The organism is Paenarthrobacter sp. RAF54_2, from assembly GCF_052113945.1.
GTDB lineage: Bacteria > Actinomycetota > Actinomycetes > Actinomycetales > Micrococcaceae > Arthrobacter.
On record NZ_JBFRDV010000002.1, the window covers coordinates 29197 to 55258 of the forward strand.

Consider the following 26062-nt stretch of genomic DNA (forward strand, 5'->3'; position numbering starts at 1 on the left):
GGCGAAGAGATGCTCTCGTTTTCGGCTTAGACGAACGCTGACTTTCCCGTTACCGCCCTGGCCACGATCATGGAGTTGATCTCGTAGCTGCCCTCGTAGGTGTACAGGATTTCGGCGTCGCCGAAGAGCTTGCCCATCTCGTAATCCGTGGTGATGCCGTTTCCGCCCATCAGGGATCGGCCCATAGCCACGGACGAGCGCGCCAAACGGGTTGTGGTCGCCTTGCACATGGCGGCCTGCACCATTTCCAACTTCCCGGCCTGCTGGATGCGCGCCAGTTCCACCATCAAGGACAGTGAGGCGTTGGCGTTGCCCAGAATGTCGGAAAGTTGCTGCTGGATGAGCTGGAATCTGGCCAATTCCTTGCCAAACTGCTTGCGTTCCAGGGCGTAGGAGCGGGCAATATCGAAGGCCGCAAGCTGGATGCCGGCAGCCTGCCAACCCACCCAGGCCCGCGAATCCCGCAACAGGTCATTGGCCCGCGAGAACGCTGTGGCGCCGGGCAGCAGGTTATCCGCAGGAATCCGAACGTCGTCCAGCGTGATGTCCGCATTCTGCATGATGCGGAGGCCGATCTTGTTGGTGATCTTTGTGGCCGAGTAGCCTGCCCGGTCCGACTCCACGATGAAACCCTTGATCTGATGATCGGACACGTCGCGCGCCCACACCAAGGCGAAGTCAGCAATGGTGCCTGCCCCAATCCAGCGCTTGGCACCGTTGATAACCCAATCGTCGCCGTCGCGTCGCGCCGTCGTCGACAGTCCTCCGGCGATGTCCGAACCGTGGTCCGGTTCCGTGAGTGCGAAGGCGCCCAACTGAGTGAAGGCCTCCAGCCCCGGCAGCCATTTCCGCTTCTGTTCAGGAGAGCCGAGTTCGTGGATCATGCCGACAATGAGTTCGTTATGGATGCCCACGAGCGCAGAAAGGGACACGTCTGCCCGTGCAATCTCGGTGTACATGAGGCCCTTGAACAGCTTGGAGGAGCCATCGGTCTGCAGCCCGCCGAGCCCATATTTGGCCATCTCGGCCAGAAGCCCGAACGGGAACTCTTCGCGGTTCCAGTATTCGGTGCTGGCGGCACGGATCCGCGTTTGGAGGAACTTGCGCACCTCCGCATACCGCTCACGCTCCCCCGCAGGAAGCAGGTCCACCACGTGCATCAGGTCCGCCTCCGGATAAGGAGGGAGGACTTTCTGTGTCGGTTCGCCGCTGGTAACGGTGCCGGCAGCTGCTTTTTCGTCGAGCATTTGACCCCTTCGTCATGTCCAACGCAGGCTCTTCCAAACCCTTGGATGTCCTAGTATATTGCAAGGTGATGTGGACCACTAGGCGGGATGCTCCGGCGACGGCGCCGAGGCACGATCCCCCAGCGAAAGGCGGACTATGACAGTCACAGAAGACTTCCGTGCGGCGCGGGACCGGCTGCTGGAACTGCGCGAGGACTACAAGCAGGCGCACAGCGAATTCGAATGGCCACATTTTGATGAGTTCAACTTCGCCCTGGATTGGTTCGACCAGATCGCTGCCGATCCGGAACGGGGAAACAAGCCCGCACTGGTCATCGTTGAGCAGGACGGCAGTTCCACCCGGCGCACGTTTGCGGACCTTTCACAGCGTTCCTCCCAACTTGCCAACTGGCTGCGCAATGAGGGCGTCAAGCGCGGGGACCACATGATCATCATGCTCGGCAACCAGGTGGAGCTCTGGGAGCTCATGCTGGCTGGCATCAAACTGGGCATCGTCATGATCCCTACCACCACCCTTATGGGTGCCCGGGATCTGCAGGACCGCGTGGAACGCGGCGGTGCCAACTGGGTGGCCGTGGGTAGCGCCAACATCGGGAAGTTCACCGCTGTGGAGGGCGATTACACGCTGATCGAGATCGGCGGGGAACGCACCAACGCGGAAGCCAAACAGTATGGAGATTCCTTCTCCGCACCGCAGGAGTTCACGCCTGACGCCTCCACCAAAGCGGACGAGACGATGCTGCTCTACTTCACGTCCGGCACCACCTCGCGCGCCAAGCTCGTGGAGCACACCCACACGTCCTACCCCGTGGGCCACCTGTCCACGATGTACTGGATCGGCCTTGAACCCGGCGATGTCCACCTCAACGTCGCCTCTCCCGGCTGGGCCAAGCACGCCTGGTCCAACGTTTTCACCCCTTGGATCGCCGAGGCCTGCGTCTTCATCTACAACTACGAACGCTTCAATGCGGCCGCCCTCATGGACCAAATGGGCCGCGAAGGAGTCACGAGTTTCTGTGCACCCCCCACTGTCTGGCGCATGCTCATCCAGGCGGACCTCACACAGTTGACCTCGCCGCCGCAGAAAGTGGTGTCCGCCGGCGAACCGCTGAACGCCGAGGTCATCGGCCAGGTGGAGGAAGCGTGGGGCGTGACCATCCGCGACGGTTTCGGCCAGACCGAATCCACCGTCCAGATCGCAAACACCCCCGCGCAGCCGGTGAAGATCGGTTCCATGGGCAGGCCGCTGCCTGGTTACGACGTCGTCTTGGTCGATCCCCTCACCGGGAAGGAATCCGACGACGGCGAACTCTGCCTGCGCTTGGACCCCCGTCCCGTGGGGCTCATGAAAAGCTACTTCGGCGACGAAGCGAAAACAGCAGAAGCCTTCCGCGACGGTTACTACCACACCGGAGACATGGCCAGCCGGGACGCCGAAGGGGTCATCACCTATGTGGGCCGGGACGACGACGTCTTCAAATCCTCCGACTACCGGTTGTCGCCTTTCGAACTCGAAAGCGTACTCATCGAACACCCCGCAGTGGCGGAGGCCGCCGTCGTACCTTCACCGGATCCCGTGAAGCTGTCGGTGCCGAAAGCGTTTGTAGTGCTCGCCGCCGGCTACGAACCCGGACCCGCTGTTGCCGAGGACATCCTGCGATACTGCCGCGAGCACCTGGCGCCCTTCAAACGGATCCGGCGACTGGAATTCGGCGAACTTCCGAAGACCATTTCGGGCAAGATCAGGCGTGTGGAACTACGCGGCACAGAAGTGGCCCGGCATGGTAGCGGACCACTGCCGGCGGGTCTCGGCCTGGAGTACACCGAGGAAGAGTTCCCGAATCTGAAAGACTAGCCACCCGAGCAACGAAGGAGGCCCATGGGCACCCCACTCCCCCGCGACCCCATCGCCGACGCCCAACGCAACTGGGAACGGCATGGTTGGGGCGATGTTGCCGCGCCCATGGCTGCCATCACCGCGATCATGCGCACACAGCAGATCCTGCTTGCGCGCATCGAGACAGTCCTCAAACCGTTCGGACTGACCTTCGCACGCTACGAACTCCTCGCGCTGCTGAGTTTCGCCCGCAGCGGCGCGCTCCCTATGAATAAGGCGAGCGCGCTCCTGCAGGTGCACCCCACCTCGGTGACCAACGCCGTCGACCGTCTCGAAAAGGCCGGCCTGGTGGCCCGTTCCCCGCACCCAACCGACGGGCGGACCACCCTGATCGAACTCACCGCCGAAGGCCGAACTCTCGCGAAGAAGGCGACGGCGGCCCTCAACTCTGAGGTTTTCGGCAACTCGGGCTTCGGAGACGACGACGTCGATCACCTTATCCGCGTCCTGGGCACCTTCCGCCGGGATGCCGGTGACTTCACGGAGGAGTGACTCACGGCGCTGGCGAGCGTATCCTAAAGTTCCATTGCCGCAGTTGGGGGTGGAGCCATGGCCAAGGACCCGGGACAACGCCGAAGAGGACAGCGCCGCAGCGCACTTCTGCGCGCTTTCCTCCTGGCTGTGCTGGGGTCCACCGCATGGATGATGTTGCTGGCCGGGCCTTCCTCAGCAGCGACGGACATTGGGCCGGTCATTCCGCCGCTTCCCAGCGGTACAACGTCACTCACGCAGAACTCGGAGACTTCTCTAACACGGTCCGTCACGCCTGTGACCGGCACGGTGGACTCAGTGGTTTCCGCTCTGGACCCGCTCCCGGTGGTTCCCGAAGTTCCCGCGCTACCTGCTGCCCCAGCGATCCCAAGTGTTCCCGCCGTTCCTGTACTCCCGTCGGTGGCCGTCCCCGAAATCCCGCTCGTCGGCCAAGTTCCCGAGGTACCGGGGCTACTTCCAGTGGAGGAAGTCCCCGGCCTCCTGCCCGAAGTACCTGACATACTTCCAGTCCCCGCGCTTCCAGTGCCCGCGCTGCCTGGCCTACCCGACGTGCCGGAGTTGCCCGGGCTGCCCACACCTCCGCTTCCTCCACTGTCAGGCCCGGTTCCAAACCCGCTGCCAAACCCCCTGCCGGGTTCGGTGCCAAACCAGCTACCAACCCCGCTCGACGTCGCCCCGTCTACGGTGCCGACCCTCCGGGACGCCACTACCTCGCCCGCAGGCGCTCCCACGCTGCCCCTCGCCGTCGTACTCCAATCCACGCAAGCCGGGGCGCCTCTGCTCGGAGGCATCAGCCTGCCCCTGCCCTTTTCAATGCATGATCCGGTGGGCATTCCGCCCGCGGCAATGCCCAGTCCCGTGAATCCCGTTCCGGACCCGCCGCTTCATCCAGCCTTGACGCCAAGCGCTGCGGGCTCATCAGGAGCCCGGGGCTCAAGCGCCTCGGCCCCCGGAGCATCCGACATTCCGGACGTCCTCTCACCGTTGCCCCCGCCTCGAGCTGGACCTGTCATGGACCCGCAACGAAGCGCAGCACCACAACCTTCGTACGATCCAGGGTCCCGACCTGACTGATGCGGTGGTTCCTGCTTTGGCAGGCACCACCACCTGCGACAACCGCCGCAGGCATATTCATCAGTCAGGAGGCACTCATGCTTCGCAAGATCCAGATTCCCGTCCGCAACCACGCAAGGGTATGCGCCAGCCGGGATATCGGCTTTTGGCCCGACTTCGTCGGCAACTGGCCGGACCCGATGCACGCGGAAAGGAGCCGGACAATCTGCTGAATGGGCCACATAGCCCAAGAAAATAACGACGCCGGCCGGATAGTCAGTCTGACTGCCCGGCCGGCGTCGTGCTGTCCGAAGCCACGGCAAGCGGGTGATCCTCAGCCTGCTCCGGGCATGGCTCAGGAAACTCCCCAAGCTGTGTCCAGTGCCAGCCTTCCAAGCAGTCGTCGTTATCGCAGAACCGAGCCGTCATCGCGTCCCCCACCTCGTTGCCTGGCTATCCCTTCTTTAAGAGGGGGCAACTAGCGGGTCGTGACGCAGAAAGGCTTAGTGAATACCGGAGGTAAACGCGAAGATGAGGGCTGAGCCCAAGGACAGCAGGCCGATGCCATAGCCAACAACCAGGGCACCAATCGCGAAGGGACGTCCGCGTTCTCGACGTTGCTGGATCTGGTTGAGGGCCACGTGACCTGCGCCCACAACGAAGATTGCAATGACGGCCATCCCCGCGAAGAACAGACCAACAAGGGCCAGCACTGCCATCGCGGCTGCCACGATGGCCTGGCGGTTGATCGGTTGGGCGGATGCTTCCGTGTGGCCGGTTTGAACGATCTCCGTTGACATGTTCTCTCCCCATTTGTCGGTGCCAACGAGTCTATCCTCGCGCATCCCAAAACTCCGCTGCTGGGCCTGCTTTGCGCGCTACGCGTCGCGTTTAGGGCGCAAAGCGGGCCTCACAACGAAAGTAGGTGAAACTAGCGGTGCTTGAACTCGGGCTGCCGCTTCTCGCTGAACGCGGCCATGCCTTCCTTCTGGTCCTCAGTGGCGAAAAGCGAGTGGAACACGCGCCGTTCGAAAAGCACGCCCTGTGCCAGACCCATTTCAAACGCGGCGTTGACGGCTTCCTTGGCCACCATGGCTGCGGGCTTGGATTTGGAAGCGATGATCTCGGCGGCTTTCACTGCCTCGTCTATCACTTCAGCTGCGGGAACAATCCGGGAGACAAGCCCGGAGCGTTCAGCTTCCTCGGCATCCATGAAACGGCCCGTAAGGACCATGTCCATCGCCTTCGCCTTACCCACCGCACGTGTGAGCCGCTGGGAGCCGCCCATTCCCGGAATGACACCCAGGTTGATTTCCGGTTGGCCGAATTTGGCGTTGTCCCCGGCAATGATGAAGTCCGCCATCATCGCCAATTCGCAGCCCCCGCCGAGGGCAAAGCCGGAGACCGCGGCAATGACGGGGATGCGGAGCCTGGTCAGGTCCTCCCAGCGACGGAACCAGTCCGCCGCATACATTTCCATGTAGCTCTTGGAGGACATCTCCTTGATGTCGGCGCCTGCCGCGAACGCCTTGGCGGATCCTGTGATGACCACTGCGCCGATGTCAGGATCGGTGTCCATCGCTGTCACGGCGTCCACAAGTTCGTTCATGAGTGCAGTGTTCAACGCATTCAACGCCTGCGGCCGGTTCAGGGTCACCAAACCCACGCGGCCCCGGCGTTCCACCAGGATGTTCCCGTACTGCTCCGTCATGCTCTCCCTCTCACCCAACGTCATGTACAGAACTCTCACACAGACTTATCGCGAATGTCCGTGATGATGCCCGAGAAGTCACGTCCAGCGCCTTCCCCGGCTGCAAAAGCATCGTAGATCCGGGATGCCAACGGCCCCATTTCTGCAGCAACTCCAGTGCTTTCCAACGCGTTTACGGCCAGCCGAAGATCCTTGGCCATCAGCGCCCCGGCAAAGCCGGGCTGGTAGTCGCGGTTGGCCGGGCTGGTGGGCACGGGCCCGGGAACAGGGCAGTTGGTGGTCAGGGCCCAGCACTGACCGGAAGCGTTGGAAGCGACGTCGAACAATGCCTGGTGCGTGAGTCCAAGTTTCTCGCCGAGCACGAAGGCTTCTGCGACAGCAATCATGGACACGCCCAGGATCATGTTGTTGCAGACCTTGGCTGCTTGCCCGGCACCGTGATCGCCGCAGTGCACGATCCTCTTGCCCATGAGTTCCAGGATGGGTTTGACGGTCTCAAAGTCCTCCGGCAAAGCGCCCACCATAAAAGTCAGGGTGCCGGCCTCGGCACCCACAACGCCACCGGAAACCGGCGCATCCACGGAACGGTGTCCCGCTTCCAAGGCAATGACGGCGGCCTGCCGGGCCTCGTCGACATTGATCGTGGAGCAATCCAGGAACAACGTGTTCGGCGCGGCAACCGACAACAGCCCGGGCCCGTCAACACCGCGGTACGCCTCCAGCACGTGCTTGCCGCTGGGCAACATGGTCAACACCACGGCCGCGCCGTCCACGGCTTCCTGCGCCGTGGACGCCATGGGAATCCCGTGGTCCTTGGCTGCCTCAACGGCGGCCGGCACGGGGTCATAGCCGATCACGTCGTGCCCGGCTTTGATCAGGTTGGCCGCCATGGGTCCGCCCATATGGCCGAGTCCGAGGAAAGCGATGAGTCCCGTCGCCGGGGCTTGGATATCTGGCACGGCTGCGTTCTCTGTCATGTCGTCTCCTTCAACTGGCTAACAAACTGGCTGGGCAAGCGGAGTGTCACGTAGCGTCAGCACCCAAGGCGGCGAGCCCCAACTCCCGCTCACCGAGCGATGCAAAGTAGCCCTCGACGTCGGGCTCGCGCACCTCAGCAAGCGTGGCGGGCTTCCATTGCGGGTTCCGGTCCTTGTCCACTACCTGCGCCCGGATCCCCTCCCGAAAGTCGGGCCCGGCCAGGCAGCGCAATCCCACCCGGTACTCCTGGTCCAGCGCTTCCTCCAGCGACATCCCTCGCACGCGCCGCAAGGATGCCAAAGTGACCTTCACGGAAGTGGGCGACTTCGTCTCAATGGTGTCGGCCGCGGAAGCTGCGTCGGGCGCAGAATCCCCCAGCGAGCGCAAACTCCGTACGATCTCCTCCGCGTCGTCATGCGCATAGGCGGCGTTGATCCACTCCTGCTGTGCTGCCAAAACCGAGTCCGGCGCTGCTTGGGTAAAGCGCCCGACGGCGTCCTCCGCCGTCGAGCTTTCCAACGCTTCCGCCAGTGCGGACAGGCTTTCTGACGGCACAAAGTGATCCGCCAGGCCGAGGAACAGGGCATCTGCCCCCGTGAGGTGGGCGCCGGTCAGGGCCGCATGGGTTCCCGTCTCCCCGGGTGAGCGGGACAGCAAAAGGGTGCCGCCGACGTCGGGCACGAACCCAATGGTGGTCTCAGGCATGCCGGTGCGCGTCCGCTCAGTAACGATGCGCACCGAGCCGTGCGCCGAAACCCCCACGCCGCCGCCCAGCACCAACCCGTCCATGAAGGCGACATAGGGCTTGGGGTAACGGGCAATGAGCGAGTTGAGCCGGTACTCGTCGGCCCAGAACTCCGCCGTTTCCGTTCCGCCCTGCAACATGTCCTTATAGATGGCCACGATGTCTCCGCCGGCGCACAGCCCGCGGTCGCCAGCGCCGCGCACCAGGACGGTTGCCACGGCGTCGTCGTCAGCCCAGGCAGTCAACTGCTGGAGCATGGCTTTCACCATTCCCGCGCTGAGGGCGTTGACTGCCTGGGGCCGGTTGAGCGTCACGATGCCAAGGTGGCCGCGGCGCTGGAAAAGAACGTCTTCTGTGTCCAAAGCCCCCATCAGCTGCCTGCCGGCATGATGAAGCTGGCGCCCTGTCGAATGCCGGAGGGCCACCGCGATGTCACGGTCTTGGTCTTGGTGTAGAAGCGGAAGGCGTCGGCGCCGTGCTGGTTGAGGTCGCCGAAGCCCGAGGCTTTCCAGCCGCCGAACGTGTAGTAAGCGATCGGCACTGGGATGGGCACGTTGATGCCGACCATGCCTACCTCTACTCGGCTGGCGAAGTCGCGGGCGGAGTCGCCGTCGCGGGTGAAAATTGCGACGCCGTTGCCAAACTCGTGCTCGCTGCAGAGCCTAAGCGCTTCGTCATAGTCAGCCGCGCGCAGCACGCTGAGGACCGGGCCGAAGATCTCTTCCTTGTAGATCTTCATGTCCTTCGTGACGTTGTCGAAGAGTGTAGGGCCAACCCAGAAGCCGCCGTCGTAGCCTTCCACGGTGAGCCCGCGGCCGTCGGTGACAAGGGTTGCGCCTTCGTCAACGCCGGACTGGATGTAGCCTTCGATCCGTTCCTTGGCGGAAGCAGCAACGACGGGACCAAAGTCAGCGTCCTTGTCCAGGCTGTGCCCAACCTTGAGGTCCTTGACGCGCTCGGTCAGCTTGGCCACCAAGGCATCTGCTGTTTCCTGGCCCACCGGGACTGCAACGGAGATCGCCATGCAACGTTCGCCTGCGGAACCGTAGCCGGCACCAATCAGGGCGTCGGCAGCCATGTCCAGATCGGCGTCGGGCATGATCACCATGTGGTTCTTCGCCCCGCCGAAGCACTGGGCGCGCTTCCCGTGCGCCGCCGCCGTGGCGTAGATGTACTGGGCGATCGGTGTGGAACCAACGAAGCCAATGGCCTTGACGCGCGGATCCTCAAGCAGGGCGTCAACGGCTTCCTTGTCACCGTTGATCACGTTGAAGACGCCGTTGGGAACGCCGGCTTCGCTGTACAACTCGGCGAGCCGCAGCGGAACAGAGGGATCCCGTTCGGAGGGCTTGAGGATGAAGGCGTTGCCGGCTGCGAGCGCTGGCCCAGACTTCCAGAGGGGGATCATGGCCGGGAAGTTGAACGGCGTAATGCCCGCGACCACGCCCAGCGGTTGGCGCAGGGAGTGCACGTCAATGCCCTGCCCCGCGTTGTCCGAGAACTCACCCTTGAGCAGGTGCGGCGCCCCTGCGGAGAATTCGACTACCTCTATGCCGCGCTGGATGTCTCCCTTGGCATCGGCAAACGTTTTGCCGTGTTCGGACGAGAGGAGCTTGGCGAGCTCGTCCATGTTCTCGTTGACCAGGTCCACGAACTTGAGCAGGATGCGTCCCCTGCGCTGTGGGTTCATTGCCGCCCATTCGAGCTGGCCCTTTTCGGCATTTGCAATCGCGTTGCGGACCTCGTCCGCGCTGGCCAGCGGAAGCCGTGCCTGCACTTCGCCCGTGCAGGGATCGTAGACATCGCTGAACCGACCGGACGTGCCGTCGATCCTCTGGCCGTCTACGTAGTGTGAAAGCTCGCGCACCATGGTGGAATGCTCCTTTGCATCGTGAATGACTGCCGTACGGCTGGTTCCAGTAGTCGGCAGGAACGCCTCAGCGACTGTGAGCCAGGTCATCTCTGAACCGAATATACTCGGACTTCCTACTAATTTCCAGAGGAGGTTTTTCCGGCCCTATTCAACACGGGGCACTAGCTAGTGAACCTCTTTGAGTCCCCTGTAGGCGTCCAGGGCATCCTGCCGGGTGGTCTTGAGATCCACGATTTCCTCCGGGTAATCCGGCGTGCCGAACTCCTGGATCCAGCGCGCTGTGTACTTGCCGTGGGGATCGAATTTGATGCGTTGGGCTTCTGGATTGAAGATCCGGAAGAACGGGGAAGCGTCCGCCCCTGAACCCGCTACCCACTGCCAGTTGGCAGGGTTTGAGGCCGGGTCAGCGTCCACCAGGGTGTCCCAGAACCACTGCTCGCCGAGTTGCCAGTGGATGCCAAGGTTTTTCACCAGGAAGCTCGCCGCGACCATCCTCACCCGATTGTGAATCCACCCCGTCTGCCAGAGTTGTCGCTGCCCGGCGTCGACGAAGGGAAACCCGGTCCGGCCCCTCTGCCAGGCGCGGAGCTCCCCGGCTGCAGACTCATGACCATCACTATCCGGCCACGCCCAGGGGAAGCGGTCAAACTCCTTGCGCAGGTTCGCTGTGGCGAGATCCGCGTTGTGGAAGTACTGGTGCCAACAGAATTCGCGCCAGCCGAGTTCGGAAGCGAAAATACTTGTGCTTGCCGATCTGCTGGTAGCCAGCGCCTGCCAAACCTCAAACGGGCTGAGCTCACCCCACCGCAAATAAGGCGAGAGGCAACTGCTGCCATCGATATCCGGGCGATTTCGGCCTTCGTCGTAATTGGTGAGTCCATCCGTCACGAACTGCTTGAGCCGTTGGTGTCCGGCAGTCGATCCTGGCGTCCACGCCTCCCGCAACCCTGCGGACCAGTCCGGCGTGGTGGGCAGCAGGTGCCATGACTCCAGCGAATCGTACGCCGGGAGTTGGCCAGCGTAGCCTCGCCCTTCGTCCGGCACAGCCAACGGGTCCCGGAAGTCCTGGGCTGAAACAGTCCGCCAGAACGGGGTGAAAACCTTGTACTGGCCGCCCGTCTTGGTGGTGACTTCCCACGGCTCATGCAGCAGGGACGCCTGAAAACTCTCCACATGAATACCGGCATCACGAGCGCACGCCTTGATCCCGGCGTCGACCGTGCGCTCTGCCAGCCCGTACCGGCGGTTCCAGAACAGCGCGCCGGCGCCGATCGCCGTCGCGGTTTCCTGAACATGGGGGGCGGCCGGTCCCCGACGCAGCAGCAGCGGTATTCCGAGCGCCGCGAGATCGTCCCGCAACGCCACCAACGAGTGGTGCAGCCACCAGCGGGCGGCACCGCCGTGGGCGCGAATACCGGGCGATTCTTCGTCCAGGACGTAGAGGGCCACCGCCGCGCCATCATCGACGGCGGCACGCAAGGCAGGGTTGTCCCTGACCCTCAGGTCGTCCCTGAACCAGACGATGGACGGCTTCACTATTACCCACTTCCGGGCTCGTGTATGGCTGATGCCCCTAGGAACGCATCCTAAGGGCATCAGCTGTACTCAAATTCGGGAACTCAACGGGGTTACCTCAAGGAAGGAACCGAGTCCTCACTCAAGTGGGTTAACACGGGTACTCTGTTGTCGGTTTCAGTCCAGGCAGGGACACTGTTCATCACGTAGTCCCTGGCTGCGGCGCCCACCATGTTCAGGCCGGGGTAGACGCGCTGGCCATGATCTTTCCTGGCGCGCAATCCTTCAAGTTCAAGGGCGGTCCTGAAAGCGGAATCAGGAATGGGCACTTTGCGTCCCAGGACGCACCAACTGATGTAAAGGCCGTAGAGGGTGTCAAAATCCAGCCCCTCCTCGGTGTCATCATCAAACACCACACAGTCACTCAGAAAACTACTGATTTGGGTGTCGGTCATTGCGGGGCCTCCGGTGGCGGAAGTTAAAAACGGGCCGCCGGGCTGCATCAGCGAGTGTCCTGTTCCCCCACTATAGTCCTCTTGAGCTTCGCCTGTACTGGAAAGTAGGTGAACTCTGGATTGCATCGGCGTGGCGTCCCTGCTAAACGAACCTTCTTGCCTCTGGTGCCCACTGCCGCATCGGCGTAGCTTCGGATACGTCTACACATACGGCCGAGCCGACTCCCAGACAAGCCGAGCAAGACCGCCTGTGCGGGCCATCGTTCCGCCCTGATTGGAGGCACAGACGTGGCTGGATGGAACGCCGACACTGCCGCCGGGCCCCTTGGCTCCGGCACGGTCACGCTGGTGGAAGGCTCATCATTCTGCATTTCCGCTGCCAACGGAGACATCCGTCCGGAGCTACCGCAGGGAGTCTTCCATTTGGACACGCGGATCCTGTCCAAATGGGAATTGACGGTCAACGGACAACCACTCGAGCCACTGGCCGCGGAGACCAAGGAACCTTACCGGGCGCTCTTTGCCTGCCGGGTGCCCCGTTCGGATGGATATGCGGACAGTCCGCTGCTGGTGGAGCGCCTGCGCGAGGTCGGAGCCGGAATCCTGGAGAAGATCACAGTCCGGAACTACTCCACCAAAGCAGCGGATTGCCGGATCCTGCTGACGGTCGAGTCTGACTTCGCGGACCTCTTTGAAGTGAAGGAGGCCAGGATCACCCGTCACTGGACCGAAACCCGGCTTCCTGAGGGCAATACCCTGGAAATTCGCGGCAAGTGGGAGGGTTTCCGAAAAAGCGTCGTCATCCAGGCCGAAGGTGCGGGTGCGGGAGCAAAGGCATTGGGCTTCAGGACCACGATTCCACCTTTCGGGGAATGGAGCACTCGGGTCAGTGTTTTGCCAACCGCAGATGGCGTCGTGGCACCCTTCGTCCATCCAGCACGCGGGGAAATGTCGCCCAGCGACCGGCGTCGGCAAGATTGGGTGGACAAGATCCCCGTCCTGCATATTGGCAATCGGTCCATTGAGCGGACCCTGCGACGCAGCTACGAGGACCTCGGTGCCCTCAGGATCCAGGATCCGGACCATCCGGACAGGGTGGTTGTGGCCGCCGGCGCCCCATGGTTCATGACGTTGTTCGGCCGCGACTCCCTCTGGGCATCCGAAATGGCGTTGGCCGTTGACCCGTCACTGGCCTTGGGCACGCTCCGAACGTTGGCTGATCGTCAGGGAAGCGTGGTGGATCCCGTCAGCGAGGAAGAACCGGGCAAGATCCTGCATGAGGTGAGGCTCGACGTTTCCAGCGGCCTCGCTCTCGGCGGAAAGTCCGCTTACTACGGCAGCGTTGATGCCACCCCGCTGTTCGTGATTGTCCTGGGATCGGTCAGCCGCTGGGGTTTCGGCAAGGAAACCATTGCGGCCCTCCTTCCCAACGCGGACCGCGCTCTTGAGTGGATCCGGGACTACGGCGACCGGGATGGGGATGGCTTTGTTGAGTATTCGCGGCCCAACGAGCACGGGCTCATCAACCAAGGATGGAAGGATTCCTGGGACGGCATCAACTTTGCCGATGGCACCCTTGCTGAACCGCCCTTGGCCTTGTGCGAAGTCCAGGCGTACGTGCACGGTGCCTATACGTCGCGGGCCTGGATGGCGTACGACGCCGGCGACCTCACCTTGGCCGCGGAGCTTCAGGAACGCGCGGATCGCCTCAAACAAAAGTTCAACGAAGAGTTTTGGCTTCCGGACAAGGGCTATTATGCCGTCGCGTTGGACCGCGACAAGAGGCCTGTTGACGCATGCGCCTCCAACATGGGCCACACCATGTGGTTTGGCTTGATGGATGAGGACAAGGCCCCCTCTGTGGTGGAGCACCTGATGTCCCCGGAAATGTTCAGTGGATGGGGAATCCGGACGTTGGCCAGCAACATGGGCGCCTACAACCCGGCCAGCTACCACAACGGCTCAGTCTGGCCGCACGACAATGCGTTGATTGTCCAAGGGCTGCTGCGGTACGGCTTTGTGGAAGAAGCACAACGGATTGCCACAGCCCTACTGGAAGCCGCCGAGTATTCAGGTGGCCGGCTCCCGGAACTCTTCTGCGGCTTCGACCGGAAACAGTTCAGCGAACCGGTTCCCTATCCAACTGCCTGCTCACCCCAAGCATGGGCCGCCACAACGCCCATTCAACTGGTCATGGGCCTCATGCGCTACGACACGCACATTTCGTTGGGCGGCGTCTGGCTGGACCCCGTTTTGCCGCCGTCCTTCGGAGACCTCCACATCGGCAACGCCCCTATGGGAAGCGGCCGAATCACCATCGACATCAGCGGTTCCAAACCCTCGGTCCAAGGCCTGCCGGAGGGGTTGACGTTCCACCATGCGCAACGACCCTGGCTCACTGAGCTATTGGAACAGGCGCACCTTCCGAGCCCGGAAAAGTAGGCCTCAAATAAGGGAGTCCCAAAAAAAATGCGAGCGGCCCGGAAAGTACCTTTGAAAGGGTACTTTCCGGGCCGCGGCATCCAGCGGGTTGAGTGAGGTAGCAACAGGCCTTACTGGATAGCGGCTTTGAGTTCCTTGGCAGCCAGTTCCGGATCAAGGGCGCTGTAGATGGCGCTACCGGCCACGGCAACGTCGGCACCGGCCAGCTGCACTGCCTGGATGGTGGAGAGGTTGACGCCACCTGCAACCGAGAACGGTACGCGGGCTTCTTCACCGGCGTTGAGGAGTCCGCGAAGGTCGAAGCCAGGCTGGGCTTGCTCGTCCAGGCCAGCGTGGAACTCGATGAACTTGGCCCCGAGAGCGCGGGCTTCCTTTGCACGGGAAACCTTGTCAGCAACGCCGATCAGGTCCACCACGATGCCCTTGTTGTGGGTCTGGGCTGCCTTGACGGCACCTGCAATGGTGGAGTCGTCTGCCGTTCCGAGCACTGAGACGAGGTCGGCGCCAGCCTTGAAGGCGATGTCGGCTTCGAGTTCTCCAGCGTCCATGGTCTTCATGTCGGCGAAGACGATCTTGGTGGGGTGTGCTTCCTTGATCGCCGTTACTGCGGAGAGGCCCTCTGCCTTGATCAGCGGCGTGCCCAGCTCGATGATGTCAACGTGCTCGGCTACTTTGCCGGCCAGTTCCAGGGCTGCCTCGGTGGTGAGGAGGTCCAGTGCGACTTGAAGTTTCATAGTGTTCATACTTTCTTTGTGGGTTGTTGGTGAGTTGGAATCGGCCCCAAGCAGGTTGCTCAACTGAGCACCTATCTCAGGCCTATTCGAGGTTGGCGTGACGCAGCCAGAGCTGTTCAGCGGGTTCGTCGGCGGCGTCCCAGAGGGTCTGGAAAACCGACTCCGTGGCGAGGAACAGCGCCTGCTCAAAGAGGCTGCCGGAATACTGGCGCGAAATGTTGGAACCGTGGTCCGTCTTTTGGGCCGCCGGGATAATCACCAACGCGTCTGCCAGCCCCGCCAAGGGCGAAGAGGCGTTGGTGGTGATCGCAGCAACCTGTGCACCTGCCTCAAGTGCGGTTTGGGCAGCTTTGACCACACCGGACGTCGTGCCTGAACCGGACGCGACCACCAGGAGGTCTCCGGAACTGATGGCTGGCGTGGTGGTGTCACCGGCGACGTGGACAGTCAGGCCCAGGTGCATCAGCCTCATGGCCGCCATCCTGAGGACCAGGCCACTGCGCCCGGCTCCTGCAAGGAACACACGCCCGGCCCCCTTGATCCTGTCCGAAAGATGGGCCAACTGAGCGTAGTCAATGCCCGAGGTAGTGTCAGCGACTTCGCCGAGGATCAGGGATACATTGCCGGCTACGTCCGCGCTCGTGGCAGTTGCTGTTTCTGCGGTGACGTTCACATTCACTCCTTCGTGGATAGGTGCTCAAGCCTTTCGGGCCTATAGACAAGTCTTCCGGCTAATTCGGGTAGGGGGAACGCCGAAAACGAGCAGTTCATACCACCCTTTTGGGTAGTTATCGTTGGCGCACTGGCTCACGTTCCGGCTAGGCTGCATCCATGACCCAGCTGACCGATAGCAAACGCCGCCCGGATACCGGGACCCTTCCGTGGCAGCTTCTGGACGCCATCGCAGATATCGCGCAGGCACCCCTTATGCGTATTGCAGAGAGCCTGCGTACTGCCCTTGCACCCTTCATCAAGTCCAGCGCCCTGGTGATCTTTACCGAGGACTGCACGGGCCGGCCACAAAAGAAGGCGGGCGAGGAAAGCATTGTCAGCAGGGTTTCCATCCCGGAACTGGACCGTGTACGGGCCGCGATTCCCGGTGAGGGCCCATGGCGAGGCAGGGCTGTTGTCGCGGGGAAAGAGCGGGAGGTACTGGCCTTGGGCTATGCGCCGAGCAACGCCCTCCTGGTCCTTACGGATCCTGCAGAAGGGTTGGCAGAAGATGCGGAGCGTGTCCTCTCCTACCTTTGGCGGCTCACAGCCGCCCGTATCCAGGAGAAGGTCTCTGACGCGCCGCCGTCGTACCTTCTGGAGTCCCGCGCCGCATCAGCGGAGCGGATCCGCGTAACTGCCGAGTTGGTGGATCAGCACTCCACCACCTTGGAAACTGTGCTCGCTGCCTTGAGATCCAACTCCATGGACGACCACGCAGCCCGGACGGCCGTGACCGACATGACCGTCAAGGCCCTGATCAGCCTGCGAACCTTGAACGACCGCACCAGCGATCTTGTGGAGGAACCAGTCAGCACGGCGTTCGAAAGGCTTCGCGAGGACCTCCGGCCACTGATGCACTTCAGCAACATCGATATCCAGTTCATCGAACCGCCTGCGAACGGCAGGGCATTGCCGGGAGAAGTAGCCCATGCAGCCCGCGCCGTGGTTCGAGGCCTGGTCCTGGCCATCGCCGAGCAACCTGATGTCCATCGTGTCCGGGCACAGTGGGACTGCGATGGCGAGAACCTGCTCATCAATGTCCGCGACGATGGCAGGGGCGAGCTATCCCCCGAAGCCCCGAACATCGAACGCTTGCGCCAACGCGTGCAGGCCGTTAACGGCCGGATGAGCCTGGACGTTATGCAGGGCTGGGGAGCCGACATCTCGGTGGTTTTGCCGCTGGATCCACCATCAGCGCCGGCAGGGGATGTCGCGGCGTGGGGCCTTGCGGCGAGGGAGCTGGAAGTCCTTCAATTACTGGCGGCCGGCCAACGTAACCGGGCCATCGCAGCTGAACTCAACGTCAGCGAAAATACTGTGAAATTTCATATCCGGAACCTCTTCCGGAAGCTCGACGTCCGGTCCCGCACTGAGGCCATCGCTTTGGCGCACAGTGCGGGACTCCGGTAGCCGAACGATAGTCCTGCCTTACGCTTAGTTCTTCTCTATCAGGGCCAGCGTCTCGCGCTCGGCTCCGATGGTGGTGTTGTCCCCATGCCCGGTGCGCACCACAGTGTGGGCGGGCAGGGTCAGGAGCCGTTCCCGGATGGATGCCAGGATGGTGGGGTAATCGCTGTAAGACCGCCCGGTTGCTCCCGGACCACCGTTGAACAGGGTGTCTCCGGTGAACACCGTGTCCTGCTCTTCCAGCAGGAAGCAGGTGGACCCCGGTGAGTGGCCGGGCGTGTGGATGGCCCGCAATTGGGCTCCCGCAACGGTGAAAACGTCGCCGTCGCTGAGGTACTTGTCCGGTGTGGTGTCCGGATAGACCTGCTCCCACAACACCAGGTCCTCGGCATGCAGGTAGATGGGTGCTTGAACGGCGTCAGCAACTTCCCGCACGGCCCCAATGTGATCGTTGTGGGCGTGCGTCAGCAGGATGGCCAGGACCTTGCGGCCCTGCACCTGCTCGATGATGGCCTGGGCATCGTGCGGGGCATCGATGATGACGCATTCCTGCTCATCCCCAACGATCCAGACGTTGTTGTCCACGTCCCAGGTGCCGCCGTCGAGCGAAAACGTACCGGAGGTGACCCGGTTCTGTACGGTGACGGCCATCAGAGCGCCACCGCCGGTTCGATTTCCACTACGGAGCGAAGGACTTTGCCCTCCTGCATCCGGGCAAAAGCTTCCTCCACCTGGTCGATGGTGATGCGTTCGGTCACGAAGGCATCCAGGTTCAGGTTGCCTTGTTTGTAGTGCTCCACCAGCATGGGGAAGTCGCGGGAAGGCAGGCAGTCGCCGTACCAGGAGGACTTCAGGGAACCGCCGCGGCCGAAGACATCCAGCAGCGGCAACTCGAGAGTGGCGGTGGGCGAAGGAACGCCAACCAGGACGACGCGGCCTGCAAGGTCGCGGGCATAGAAAGCCTGCTTGTACGTTTCGGGACGTCCGACGGCGTCAATCACCAGGTCTGCGCCGTTGCCTCCCGTCAGGGCCCGGATAGCTTCTACCGGATCCTCGAGGCTGGAGTTCACTCCGTGGGTGGCTCCCAGGGACTTGGCCATGTCCACCTTATTGGCATCGATGTCCACGGCAATGATGGTGGTGGCACCGGCCAGCTTGGCACCGGCAATCGCGGCAATGCCGACGCCGCCGCACCCGATGACGGCCACGGACTCGCCGCGCTTGACCTCACCGGTATTGATGGCCGCACCGATGCCCGCCATCACGCCGCATCCCAGCAAACCTACTGCGGCGGGATCCACCGAATCATCTACCTTGGTGCATTGACCCGCAGCCACGAGGGTCTTCTCGGCGAAGGCGCCGATTCCCAGTGCCGGCGAAAGCTCAGTGCCATCTTCCAGCGTCATCTTCTGGGTGGCGTTGTGGGTGTTGAAGCAGTATTGCGGCTGGCCCTTGGCGCAGGCACGACATTGACCGCACACCGCACGCCAGTTCAGGATGACCCTGTCGCCGGGGGCGACGTCCGTGACATCCGGGCCTACCGCGCTGACCACGCCTGTGGCTTCGTGGCCGAGAAGGAACGGGAAATCGTCCGAGATGCCGCCCTGCTGGTAGTGCAGATCGGTGTGGCACACACCGCAGGTGAGGATATCCACCAACGCCTCACCCGGCCCTGGATCCGGCACAAGGATGGTTTCCAAAGTGACCGGAGCGTTCTTTTCCTTGGCGATGACAGCTTTTACTTTGTGAACCACTATCGGTTCCTTTCTCAGTCGCAAAACGGAACGGTGGCCGTCCTACGAAACTTACCAGCCGCGCTCGGCGAGGCGGTGGGGCTGCGGGATTTCATCGACGTTGATGCCGACCATGGCTTCGCCCAGGCCGCGGGAGACCTTGGCGATGACATCGGGATCATCGTAATAGACGGTTGCCTTCACGACGGCGGCAGCGCGCTCTGCGGGGTTGCCGGACTTGAAGATCCCCGAACCGACGAAGACGCCATCAGCGCCGAGCTGCATCATCATCGCAGCGTCAGCCGGGGTGGCGATGCCACCGGCGGTGAACAGGACCACCGGGAGCTTGCCCGTGGCGGCGATTTCCTTGACCAGCTCGTACGGGGCCTGCAGTTCCTTGGCTGCGACATACAGCTCGTCTTCGGGAAGTGCTGCGAGCTTGGCGATCTCGGAACGGATCTTGCGCATGTGGCCGGTGGCGTTGGAAACATCGCCGGTGCCTGCTTCGCCTTTGGAACGGATCATCGCCGCGCCTTCGTTGATGCGGCGCAGGGCCTCACCAAGGTTGGTGGCGCCACAGACGAAGGGAACGGTGAAGTTCCATTTGTCGATGTGGTTCACGTAGTCGGCCGGGGTCAGGACCTCGGACTCGTCGATGTAGTCCACGCCGAGGGACTGCAGGACCTGGGCTTCGACGAAGTGGCCGATGCGGGCCTTGGCCATGACCGGGATGGACACGGCAGCGATGATCTGATCGATCATGTCAGGATCGGACATGCGGGACACGCCACCCTGGGCGCGGATATCGGCGGGTACGCGCTCGAGTGCCATGACGGCGACGGCACCGGCATCCTCGGCGATGCGGGCCTGCTCGACGTTGACGACGTCCATGATGACGCCGCCCTTGAGCATCTCCGCCATGCCCCGCTTAACACGGCCGGAGCCAGTAAGCGTGATGTGTTCGAAAGGGCGTGGTGTAAAGGTCACGTGATACTCCAAGGGACTGAAGCCTGCGATTTCATCACAAGCGCCCGGTACTGCACGCTGGGCGAAGAGCCAGGAGACTGATATCCGGGTGATATATTAGTTAGTTTCAGTATGCAATCGCCGAAGCGGGGAGTCAATCCGGGAAATCCCGCGAGGCAATTACTACGCGGCGAAGAGGGCCGTGCGGACGGCGTGCTCAAAGCCTGTGACGTGGGCCTTTGCCAACTCCGCCGCTTTTTCCTCATCACCGTCAATGACCGCGCGCAGGAGGTCCAGATGTTCGCGCACGTGATGCTCAAGGTCCGGCAGTCGATCCAGGACCATGCACCAGATTCGGGTGGCCAGGTTGTCATAGCGGATCAGGACGTCCTCGAGATGAGGATTTGCCGCGGCCGCATAGATGCCCTGATGGACGCTGGCATCCAGGCGCAGAGTCTCCACAACCGAGGCGCCGGCCACGTCGAAGGCCTCCACGGCCTTCATGACGTCCCGCAGGTGCTCTCTGGTAGCCGCAGAAGCCACCCGTGCCGCACGTGCTGCGGCCAGTGGCTCCAGTTGCGTGCGGATCTCTGAAATAAAGGCCAGGTCCGTCACGTCAACGCGGGTGGCAAATGTTCCGCGGCGCGGATAGGTGACCACCAAGCGGTCCAGTTCCAGCCGCTTCAGCGCTTCGCGCACCGGAGTGCGGCCGATTCCGAGGTCCTTCGCCAGTTGGTCATCATTGAGGAGGTCCCCGGGTTTGATCTCCAGCATGAGGAGCCGGTCGCGCAAACGCTCATACGCGACATCGGCCAAGGATTTCCTGCTGGTGTCGTCCGAGATCGCCAGAGTTCCAAATGCCACAGTGCCAGCCCTTTCCGCAGTTCCCGAAAACCTATTGACCTGTCCTTGAGACCAGTATACGCTGATTCCGAATCCTAATATATCAGTACGGGACCCAAGAATATATCTAAAGGAGGAGACATGACCCTCGTGGCGACAGACTCACCAACAAGCACCTTGCCCCAGCCAGCAGCGCTCAATGACGAGCAAGCACAGAAGTTCGTACTCACATTGTCGTGCGTCGAACGCGCCGGAATCGTGCAGGCGGTCACAACCTTCCTGTTTGAGCGCGGCTTCAACATTGACGAACACCAGCAGTTCGACGACGGCATCCGCCAGACGCTGCACCTTCGCACCGCCTTTTCCGGCTCCCCCGAATACTCGGCGGACCGGCTGGAGGAAGAGTTCAGTGCAATCGCTGACCGCTTCGACATGAAATTCAGCTTCCATGACCAGACCAAGAAGCGCGTGCTGGTCATGGTGTCCAAGTTTGGACACTGCCTCAACGATCTCATCTTCCGCTGGCGCGGCGGCAGCCTGGGCGGAGACCTCGTAGCTGTCGTTTCCAACCACGAGACCCACCGCGCCATGGCCGAGGCAGCGGGACTGCCCTTCATCCACATCCCGGTCACCCCAGACACCAAGGCCGAGGCGGAGCAAAAGCTCTTGGACCTCGTGGATGAATACAAGGCTGACCTGGTGGTGCTCGCCCGCTACATGCAGGTACTCTCGGACAACCTGTGCCGCTCCCTTGAGGGCCGGGCCATCAACATCCACCACTCGTTCCTCCCTGGATTCAAGGGGGCCCGCCCCTACCACCAGGCCTATGACCGCGGCGTGAAGCTCGTTGGAGCAACCGCGCACTACGTCACCGCAGACCTCGACGAGGGCCCGATCATCGAGCAGGAAGTCATCCGCGTGGACCACAGCTACGGCCCCAACGCCCTGTCAACAGTGGGCCAGGATGCCGAAGCCCTGGCACTGTCCAGGGCAGTCCGCTGGCACTGCGAACACCGCGTGCTGCTGGATCAAACCAGCACAGTCGTCTTCCGGTAAGCCACCCTCCCCACCGTCCACACACACGAACTTCAGCAGGAGAAACTTTCATGACATCGACGCCTCGCATTGTCATCATCGGCGCTGGGATTGTCGGCACCAACCTCGCCGACGAACTGGTCACCCGCGGTTGGAACAACATCACCGTCCTGGATCAGGGGCCGCTGAACATGCCCGGAGGATCCACGTCCCACGCACCGGGCCTGGTCTTCCAGACAAACCCTTCCAAGTCCATGGCACTGTTTGCCAAGTACACCGTGGAAAAGCTGCTCTCCCTCACCGAAGATGGCCAGAGCTGCTTCAACCAGGTGGGCGGCCTTGAAGTTGCCACTACCGAGACCCGCCTGGCTGACCTCAAGCGCAAGCTCGGCTACGCGCAGTCGTGGGGCATCGACGGCAAGATCCTCTCCCGCGAGGAATGCAAGGAGCTCTACCCCCTGATCAACGAGGAAGACATCCTTGGTGGCCTCCACGTCCCCACCGATGGCCTGGCACTTGCAGCCCGCGCCGTGCAGTTGCTCATCAAGCGCACCGAAGCCGCCGGCGTGAAGTACATCGGCAACACTGAGGTGACCGGAATCGAGCAGTCAAACCGCCGCGTGACCGGCGTCGAGACCGCCGAAGGCGTGATCCCCGCGGACATCGTAGTTTCCTGCGCCGGCTTCTGGGGCGCCAAGGTGGGCGAGTTGATCGGGATGTCCGTTCCGCTCCTTCCCCTGGCGCACCAGTACGTGAAGACCACCCCGGTTCCCGCCCAGAAGGGCAAGAACGAACTGCCCAACGGCGCCCAGCTGCCGATCCTGCGCCACCAGGACCAGGACCTCTACTACCGCGAGCACGGCGAGCGCTACGGTATTGGCTCCTACGCACACCGCCCCATGCCCGTGGATCTTGATGAGCTGGGCAGCTACGAGCCCAGCAGCATCAGCGAACACAACATGCCCTCGCGCCTGGACTTCACCCTTGAGGACTTCCTTCCCGCGTGGGAAGCAACCAAGCAGATCCTGCCGGCACTGCGGGAAAGCGAAATCGAGGATGGCTTCAACGGCATCTTCTCCTTCACCCCTGACGGCGGCTCGCTGGTAGGCGAATCCAAGGAAGTGGACGGGTTCTTCGTGGCCGAAGCCGTGTGGGTCACCCACTCTGCCGGCATCGCCCGCGCCGTTGCCGAACTCCTGACCACTGGCAAGTCCGAAATTGATCTGGGCGACTGCGACATCCACCGCTTCGAAGAGGTCCAGCTGACGCCTGAATACGTCAGCGAAACGTCCCAGCAGAACTTCGTGGAAATCTACGATGTCCTGCACCCGCTCCAGCCCAAGCTCTCCCCGCGCAACCTTCGCGTCAGCCCGTTCCACGCCCGCCACAAGCAGCTGGGAGGCTACTTCCTGGAAGGCGCAGGATGGGAACGTCCCTACTGGTTCGAAGCCAACGCGGAACTGCTGAAGGAAATGCCGGACGAGTGGCAGCCGCCGGCACGCGACGCCTGGTCCGGCATGTTCAGCTCACCAATTGCTGCGGCCGAGGCCTGGAAGACGCGTACGGCCGTGGCGATGTACGACATGACGCCGCTCAAGCGCCTTGAAGTCAGCGGCCCGGGCGCCCTGAAACTGCTGCAGGAACTCACCACCGGAGACCTGGCCAAGAAGCCGGGCGCCGTAACTTACACCCTCCTGCTGGACCACGCTGGTGGAATCCGAAGCGACATTACCGTTGCACGCCTCAGCGAGGACACGTTCCAGCTGGGTGCCAACGGCAACATCGACACTGCGTACTTCGAGCGTGCCGCCCGCCACCAGACCGAAAACGGTACGGCCAGCGACTGGGTGCAGGTCCGCGACACCACCGGTGGCACCTGCTGCATCGGCTTGTGGGGTCCGCTTGCCCGTGACCTCATCAGCACGGTCAGCAGCGACGACTTCTCCAACGACGGCCTGAAGTACTTCCGTTCCAAGAAGGTCACCATCGGCGGCGTCACCGTCACCGCAATGCGACTGTCCTACGTGGGCGAACTCGGCTGGGAGCTCTACACGAGCGCCGACAATGGACAGCGTTTGTGGGATGCGCTGTGGAAGGCCGGCCAGCCGTTCGGCGTCATCGCTGCCGGGCGCGCCGCCTTCAGCTCGCTGCGTCTGGAAAAGGGCTACCGCTCCTGGGGCACCGATATGACCACGGAGCACGACCCCTTCGAAGCAGGCCTCGGTTTCGCCGTAAAGATGACCAAGGAAAACTTCGTCGGCAAAGCCGCCCTTGAGGGACGCACTGAGGAAAGCTCCGCGCGTCGCTTGCGCTGCTTGACGGTCGACGACGGTCGCAGCCTGGTGCTGGGCAAGGAACCTGTGTTCTACAAGGACCAGGCAGTTGGCTACGTCACCAGCGCCGCTTACGGCTACTCGGTGAAGAAGCCCATTGCGTACGCCTACCTTCCTGCCGCTGTTTCGATTGGTGATTCCGTGGAGATCGAATACTTCGGGCGCCGAATCCAGGCGACGGTCACCCAGGACCCGCTGTACGACCCCACCATGAGCAGGCTCCGCGGCTAAGGCCTGACGGACGCTTCAGTTGGCCAGCGGCCCGGACTCATCCCCTCGCAACGGGGTCCGGGCCGCTGTCTTACTCCGTTCAACCTCAGCCCGGCCTTGCTTCGTCACCCCAGCCCTACTTCGTCAACCAGCCCAGGAAGACACATGATCAGTTCAGAAACCATCAACGACTACCTCGCCCGGCTCGCTTCACGGCAGCCCACTCCCGGCGGAGGTGCAGCAGCCGCCCTTCACGCTGCCCAGGGCGCCGCCTTGGTGGCCATGGTGGCCAGGTACACCACGGGTGAAAAGTATGCGCAGCACGCAGAACCCGTTGCCCGCATCACCAGCGCCGCGGACCATCTGATTGTCGAAGCGCTGCGCCTAGCGGACGCCGATGAGCACGCCTTCCAACGAGTTATTGATTCGTACAAACTCCCGTCCGGAACCGAGGAACTCAAAGCCAGGCGCGCTGCCGGCATCCAGGACGCCCTGGTCCAGGCAGCCCACACACCTGCTCAGCTGATCAAGCTTGCCGGTGAGGTGGTGGAACTCGCCACGGAACTCTTTGACATGGCCAACCCCAACGTCATCAGCGACGTCGCGGCAGCGGCCGATGCTGCCCGCGCCGCCGCCACAACTGCACGCGTCAACATCGACATCAACGTAGTGGCCATTAAAGATGGTGACGCCCGCTCGCGCTTGGCAGAACAGACCGACGGCCTTGAGGAGAAGGTGGTCCTCGCGGCCGATTCCCTCGTCAAGCGCGTCCGCGAAAGGATCCTCGCGTGAGTACTGAAGTGCTTTCCGGAAAGGGGCTGGCCGCCCTCATCCAACAGCGTGCCCAGGATGAGGCCCGTCTCCTTGAATATGAGGGCCAGCGGCCCTCCTTGGCCGTGGTGGTGGCAACCGACGACGAGTCCACGCACTGGTACGTTCGGTCCATTGAGCGCGCCGCGGAGCGCGCCGGAATAGGCTGCCGGATCCTGGACCTTGGGCATGATGCCACGGAACAGGTACTGGCGAGTGTGTTGAAAGACCTCAGTGCCGAGCCTTCCGTCAACGGCATTATTCTTCAAACTCCGCTGCCCGTGGGCGTTCGAACGGACGGGCTTGTGGGGCTTATCGCTCCGGAAAAGGACATTGACGGCGCCAACCCGCTCAGCCTTGGCCGCCTCGGTGTGGGCCAGCCCGCATTCGCCCCTGCAACCGCACAGGCCGTGGTGGAACTCCTTGAGCATTTCCAGGTTCCGCTCGCCGGACGCAACGTCGCCGTCGTCGGGCGTTCCGCCGTGGTGGGAAAGCCGCTGTCCATGCTGCTGCTCGAAAAGGACGCCACGGTCACCATCTGCCACTCCAAATCAGGGGCGCTTGAGCGCTATACCCGGCCCGCCGACGTCGTGGTTGTTGCCGCGGGGCGGACCGGACTGCTGACGGGCAGCCACGTTTCGTCGGCGTCTGTAGTGATCGACGTCGGTACGAACGTCCTTCCCGACGGTTCCCTGGTGGGAGACGTGGACGAGGCCAGTGTCACCGGAGTGGCGGCTGCCTTGACGCCGGTGCCCGGCGGGGTGGGTTCAGTCACCACGGCGTTGCTGCTCCTCCACACCGCTGAAGCGGCCCGCGCACAAGCACGGCTTCTGGAGAAGCCGGCCTTGGTTTCGGGAACCGCTGGCTAG

Annotated in this window: 23 protein-coding genes; 9 read left to right on the forward strand and 14 right to left on the reverse strand. The window is 62.7% G+C overall.

The window, feature by feature from the left end:
• Positions 1–26 precede the first annotated feature (26 nt).
• Positions 27–1247, reverse strand: coding sequence for an acyl-CoA dehydrogenase family protein (locus AB4Y87_RS01550; RefSeq protein ID WP_442002740.1), 1221 nt, complete (start codon positions 1245–1247; stop codon positions 27–29).
• Between the two features lie 136 nt (positions 1248–1383).
• On the opposite strand from AB4Y87_RS01550, the gene AB4Y87_RS01555 reads away from it, so the two are divergent.
• Genes AB4Y87_RS01555 through AB4Y87_RS01565 form a run of 3 tightly spaced genes read left to right on the forward strand, consistent with a single transcriptional unit; the run spans position 1384 to position 4710 of the window.
• Positions 1384–3102, forward strand: coding sequence for an AMP-binding protein (locus AB4Y87_RS01555; RefSeq protein WP_442002741.1), 1719 nt, complete (start codon positions 1384–1386; stop codon positions 3100–3102).
• 24 nt (positions 3103–3126) lie between these two features.
• On the forward strand, positions 3127–3636 hold the full coding sequence (locus tag AB4Y87_RS01560; protein ID WP_442002742.1) for a MarR family winged helix-turn-helix transcriptional regulator: 510 nt from the start codon (positions 3127–3129) through the stop codon (positions 3634–3636).
• A 57-nt stretch (positions 3637–3693) separates the two neighbouring features.
• Positions 3694–4710: a hypothetical protein gene (locus tag AB4Y87_RS01565; RefSeq protein ID WP_442002743.1), complete on the forward strand. Its 1017-nt coding sequence runs from the start codon at positions 3694–3696 to the stop codon at positions 4708–4710.
• Positions 4711–5192: 482 nt separating this feature from the next.
• Here the strand turns inward: AB4Y87_RS01565 and AB4Y87_RS01570 are convergent, their stop codons facing one another.
• The 7 genes from AB4Y87_RS01570 to AB4Y87_RS01600 all read right to left on the reverse strand — a co-directional run bounded on the left by AB4Y87_RS01570 (position 5193) and on the right by AB4Y87_RS01600 (position 11966).
• The gene (locus AB4Y87_RS01570) at positions 5193–5489 is read right to left on the reverse strand and encodes a DUF4190 domain-containing protein (protein WP_442002744.1); all 297 of its coding nucleotides are present in this window, start codon (positions 5487–5489) and stop codon (positions 5193–5195) included.
• 131 nt (positions 5490–5620) lie between these two features.
• Positions 5621–6400 (reverse strand): enoyl-CoA hydratase, encoded by a 780-nt coding sequence (locus AB4Y87_RS01575; protein WP_442002745.1) that lies wholly within the window; start codon positions 6398–6400, stop codon positions 5621–5623.
• Positions 6401–6435: 35 nt separating this feature from the next.
• Positions 6436–7377, reverse strand: a complete 942-nt coding sequence (gene mmsB / locus AB4Y87_RS01580) for a 3-hydroxyisobutyrate dehydrogenase (protein ID WP_442002746.1) — start codon at positions 7375–7377, stop codon at positions 6436–6438.
• 46 nt (positions 7378–7423) lie between these two features.
• The gene (locus tag AB4Y87_RS01585; RefSeq protein ID WP_442002747.1) at positions 7424–8494 is read right to left on the reverse strand and encodes an enoyl-CoA hydratase/isomerase family protein; all 1071 of its coding nucleotides are present in this window, start codon (positions 8492–8494) and stop codon (positions 7424–7426) included.
• Positions 8494–9993, reverse strand: a complete 1500-nt coding sequence (locus AB4Y87_RS01590; RefSeq protein WP_442002968.1) for a CoA-acylating methylmalonate-semialdehyde dehydrogenase — start codon at positions 9991–9993, stop codon at positions 8494–8496. Before AB4Y87_RS01590 ends, AB4Y87_RS01585 begins: the two co-directional genes overlap by 1 nt.
• Positions 9994–10161: 168 nt before the next feature.
• Positions 10162–11532, reverse strand: coding sequence for a cryptochrome/photolyase family protein (locus tag AB4Y87_RS01595; RefSeq protein ID WP_442002748.1), 1371 nt, complete (start codon positions 11530–11532; stop codon positions 10162–10164).
• Positions 11533–11624: 92 nt separating this feature from the next.
• Entirely contained in the window at positions 11625–11966 is a 342-nt protein-coding gene (locus AB4Y87_RS01600; protein WP_442002749.1) for a hypothetical protein, read from the reverse strand.
• Positions 11967–12254: 288 nt separating this feature from the next.
• On the opposite strand from AB4Y87_RS01600, the gene AB4Y87_RS01605 reads away from it, so the two are divergent.
• On the forward strand, positions 12255–14408 hold the full coding sequence (locus tag AB4Y87_RS01605) for an amylo-alpha-1,6-glucosidase (RefSeq protein ID WP_442002750.1): 2154 nt from the start codon (positions 12255–12257) through the stop codon (positions 14406–14408).
• A 110-nt stretch (positions 14409–14518) separates the two neighbouring features.
• On the opposite strand, the gene hxlA is transcribed toward AB4Y87_RS01605, so the two are convergent.
• Together hxlA and hxlB are read right to left on the reverse strand one after the other, a co-directional pair.
• Positions 14519–15142: a 3-hexulose-6-phosphate synthase gene (gene hxlA, locus AB4Y87_RS01610; protein WP_442002751.1), complete on the reverse strand. Its 624-nt coding sequence runs from the start codon at positions 15140–15142 to the stop codon at positions 14519–14521.
• An 82-nt stretch (positions 15143–15224) separates the two neighbouring features.
• Entirely contained in the window at positions 15225–15815 is a 591-nt protein-coding gene (gene hxlB / locus AB4Y87_RS01615) for a 6-phospho-3-hexuloisomerase (RefSeq protein WP_442002752.1), read from the reverse strand.
• A 158-nt stretch (positions 15816–15973) separates the two neighbouring features.
• Here hxlB and AB4Y87_RS01620 point away from each other — a divergent pair, with 158 nt between their 5' ends.
• Positions 15974–17266, forward strand: a complete 1293-nt coding sequence (locus AB4Y87_RS01620; RefSeq protein WP_442002753.1) for a LuxR C-terminal-related transcriptional regulator — start codon at positions 15974–15976, stop codon at positions 17264–17266.
• Between the two features lie 24 nt (positions 17267–17290).
• Here the strand turns inward: AB4Y87_RS01620 and AB4Y87_RS01625 are convergent, their stop codons facing one another.
• The 4 genes from AB4Y87_RS01625 to AB4Y87_RS01640 form a co-directional block, all read right to left on the reverse strand.
• A complete protein-coding gene (locus tag AB4Y87_RS01625; RefSeq protein ID WP_442002754.1) occupies positions 17291–17914 on the reverse strand; it encodes an MBL fold metallo-hydrolase in 624 nt (207 codons plus the stop codon).
• Positions 17914–19017, reverse strand: a complete 1104-nt coding sequence (locus tag AB4Y87_RS01630; RefSeq protein WP_442002755.1) for an S-(hydroxymethyl)mycothiol dehydrogenase — start codon at positions 19015–19017, stop codon at positions 17914–17916. Before AB4Y87_RS01630 ends, AB4Y87_RS01625 begins: the two co-directional genes overlap by 1 nt.
• Before the next feature lie 51 nt (positions 19018–19068).
• A complete protein-coding gene (pdxS, locus tag AB4Y87_RS01635; RefSeq protein WP_442002756.1) occupies positions 19069–19983 on the reverse strand; it encodes a pyridoxal 5'-phosphate synthase lyase subunit PdxS in 915 nt (304 codons plus the stop codon).
• 162 nt (positions 19984–20145) lie between these two features.
• Positions 20146–20826, reverse strand: a complete 681-nt coding sequence (locus tag AB4Y87_RS01640; RefSeq protein ID WP_442002757.1) for a GntR family transcriptional regulator — start codon at positions 20824–20826, stop codon at positions 20146–20148.
• Positions 20827–20946: 120 nt separating this feature from the next.
• On the opposite strand from AB4Y87_RS01640, the gene purU reads away from it, so the two are divergent.
• The 4 genes from purU (at position 20947) to AB4Y87_RS01660 (ending at position 26062) form a co-directional block, all read left to right on the forward strand.
• Complete coding sequence (purU, locus tag AB4Y87_RS01645; protein ID WP_442002758.1) at positions 20947–21861, forward strand: formyltetrahydrofolate deformylase; 915 nt, start codon at positions 20947–20949, stop codon at positions 21859–21861.
• A 50-nt stretch (positions 21862–21911) separates the two neighbouring features.
• On the forward strand, positions 21912–24404 hold the full coding sequence (locus AB4Y87_RS01650; RefSeq protein WP_442002759.1) for a GcvT family protein: 2493 nt from the start codon (positions 21912–21914) through the stop codon (positions 24402–24404).
• A gap of 144 nt (positions 24405–24548) precedes the next feature.
• The gene (locus AB4Y87_RS01655; RefSeq protein ID WP_442002760.1) at positions 24549–25175 is read left to right on the forward strand and encodes a cyclodeaminase/cyclohydrolase family protein; all 627 of its coding nucleotides are present in this window, start codon (positions 24549–24551) and stop codon (positions 25173–25175) included.
• The gene (locus AB4Y87_RS01660) at positions 25172–26062 is read left to right on the forward strand and encodes a bifunctional 5,10-methylenetetrahydrofolate dehydrogenase/5,10-methenyltetrahydrofolate cyclohydrolase (RefSeq protein WP_442002761.1); all 891 of its coding nucleotides are present in this window, start codon (positions 25172–25174) and stop codon (positions 26060–26062) included. The genes AB4Y87_RS01655 and AB4Y87_RS01660 overlap by 4 nt, the downstream gene beginning before the upstream one ends.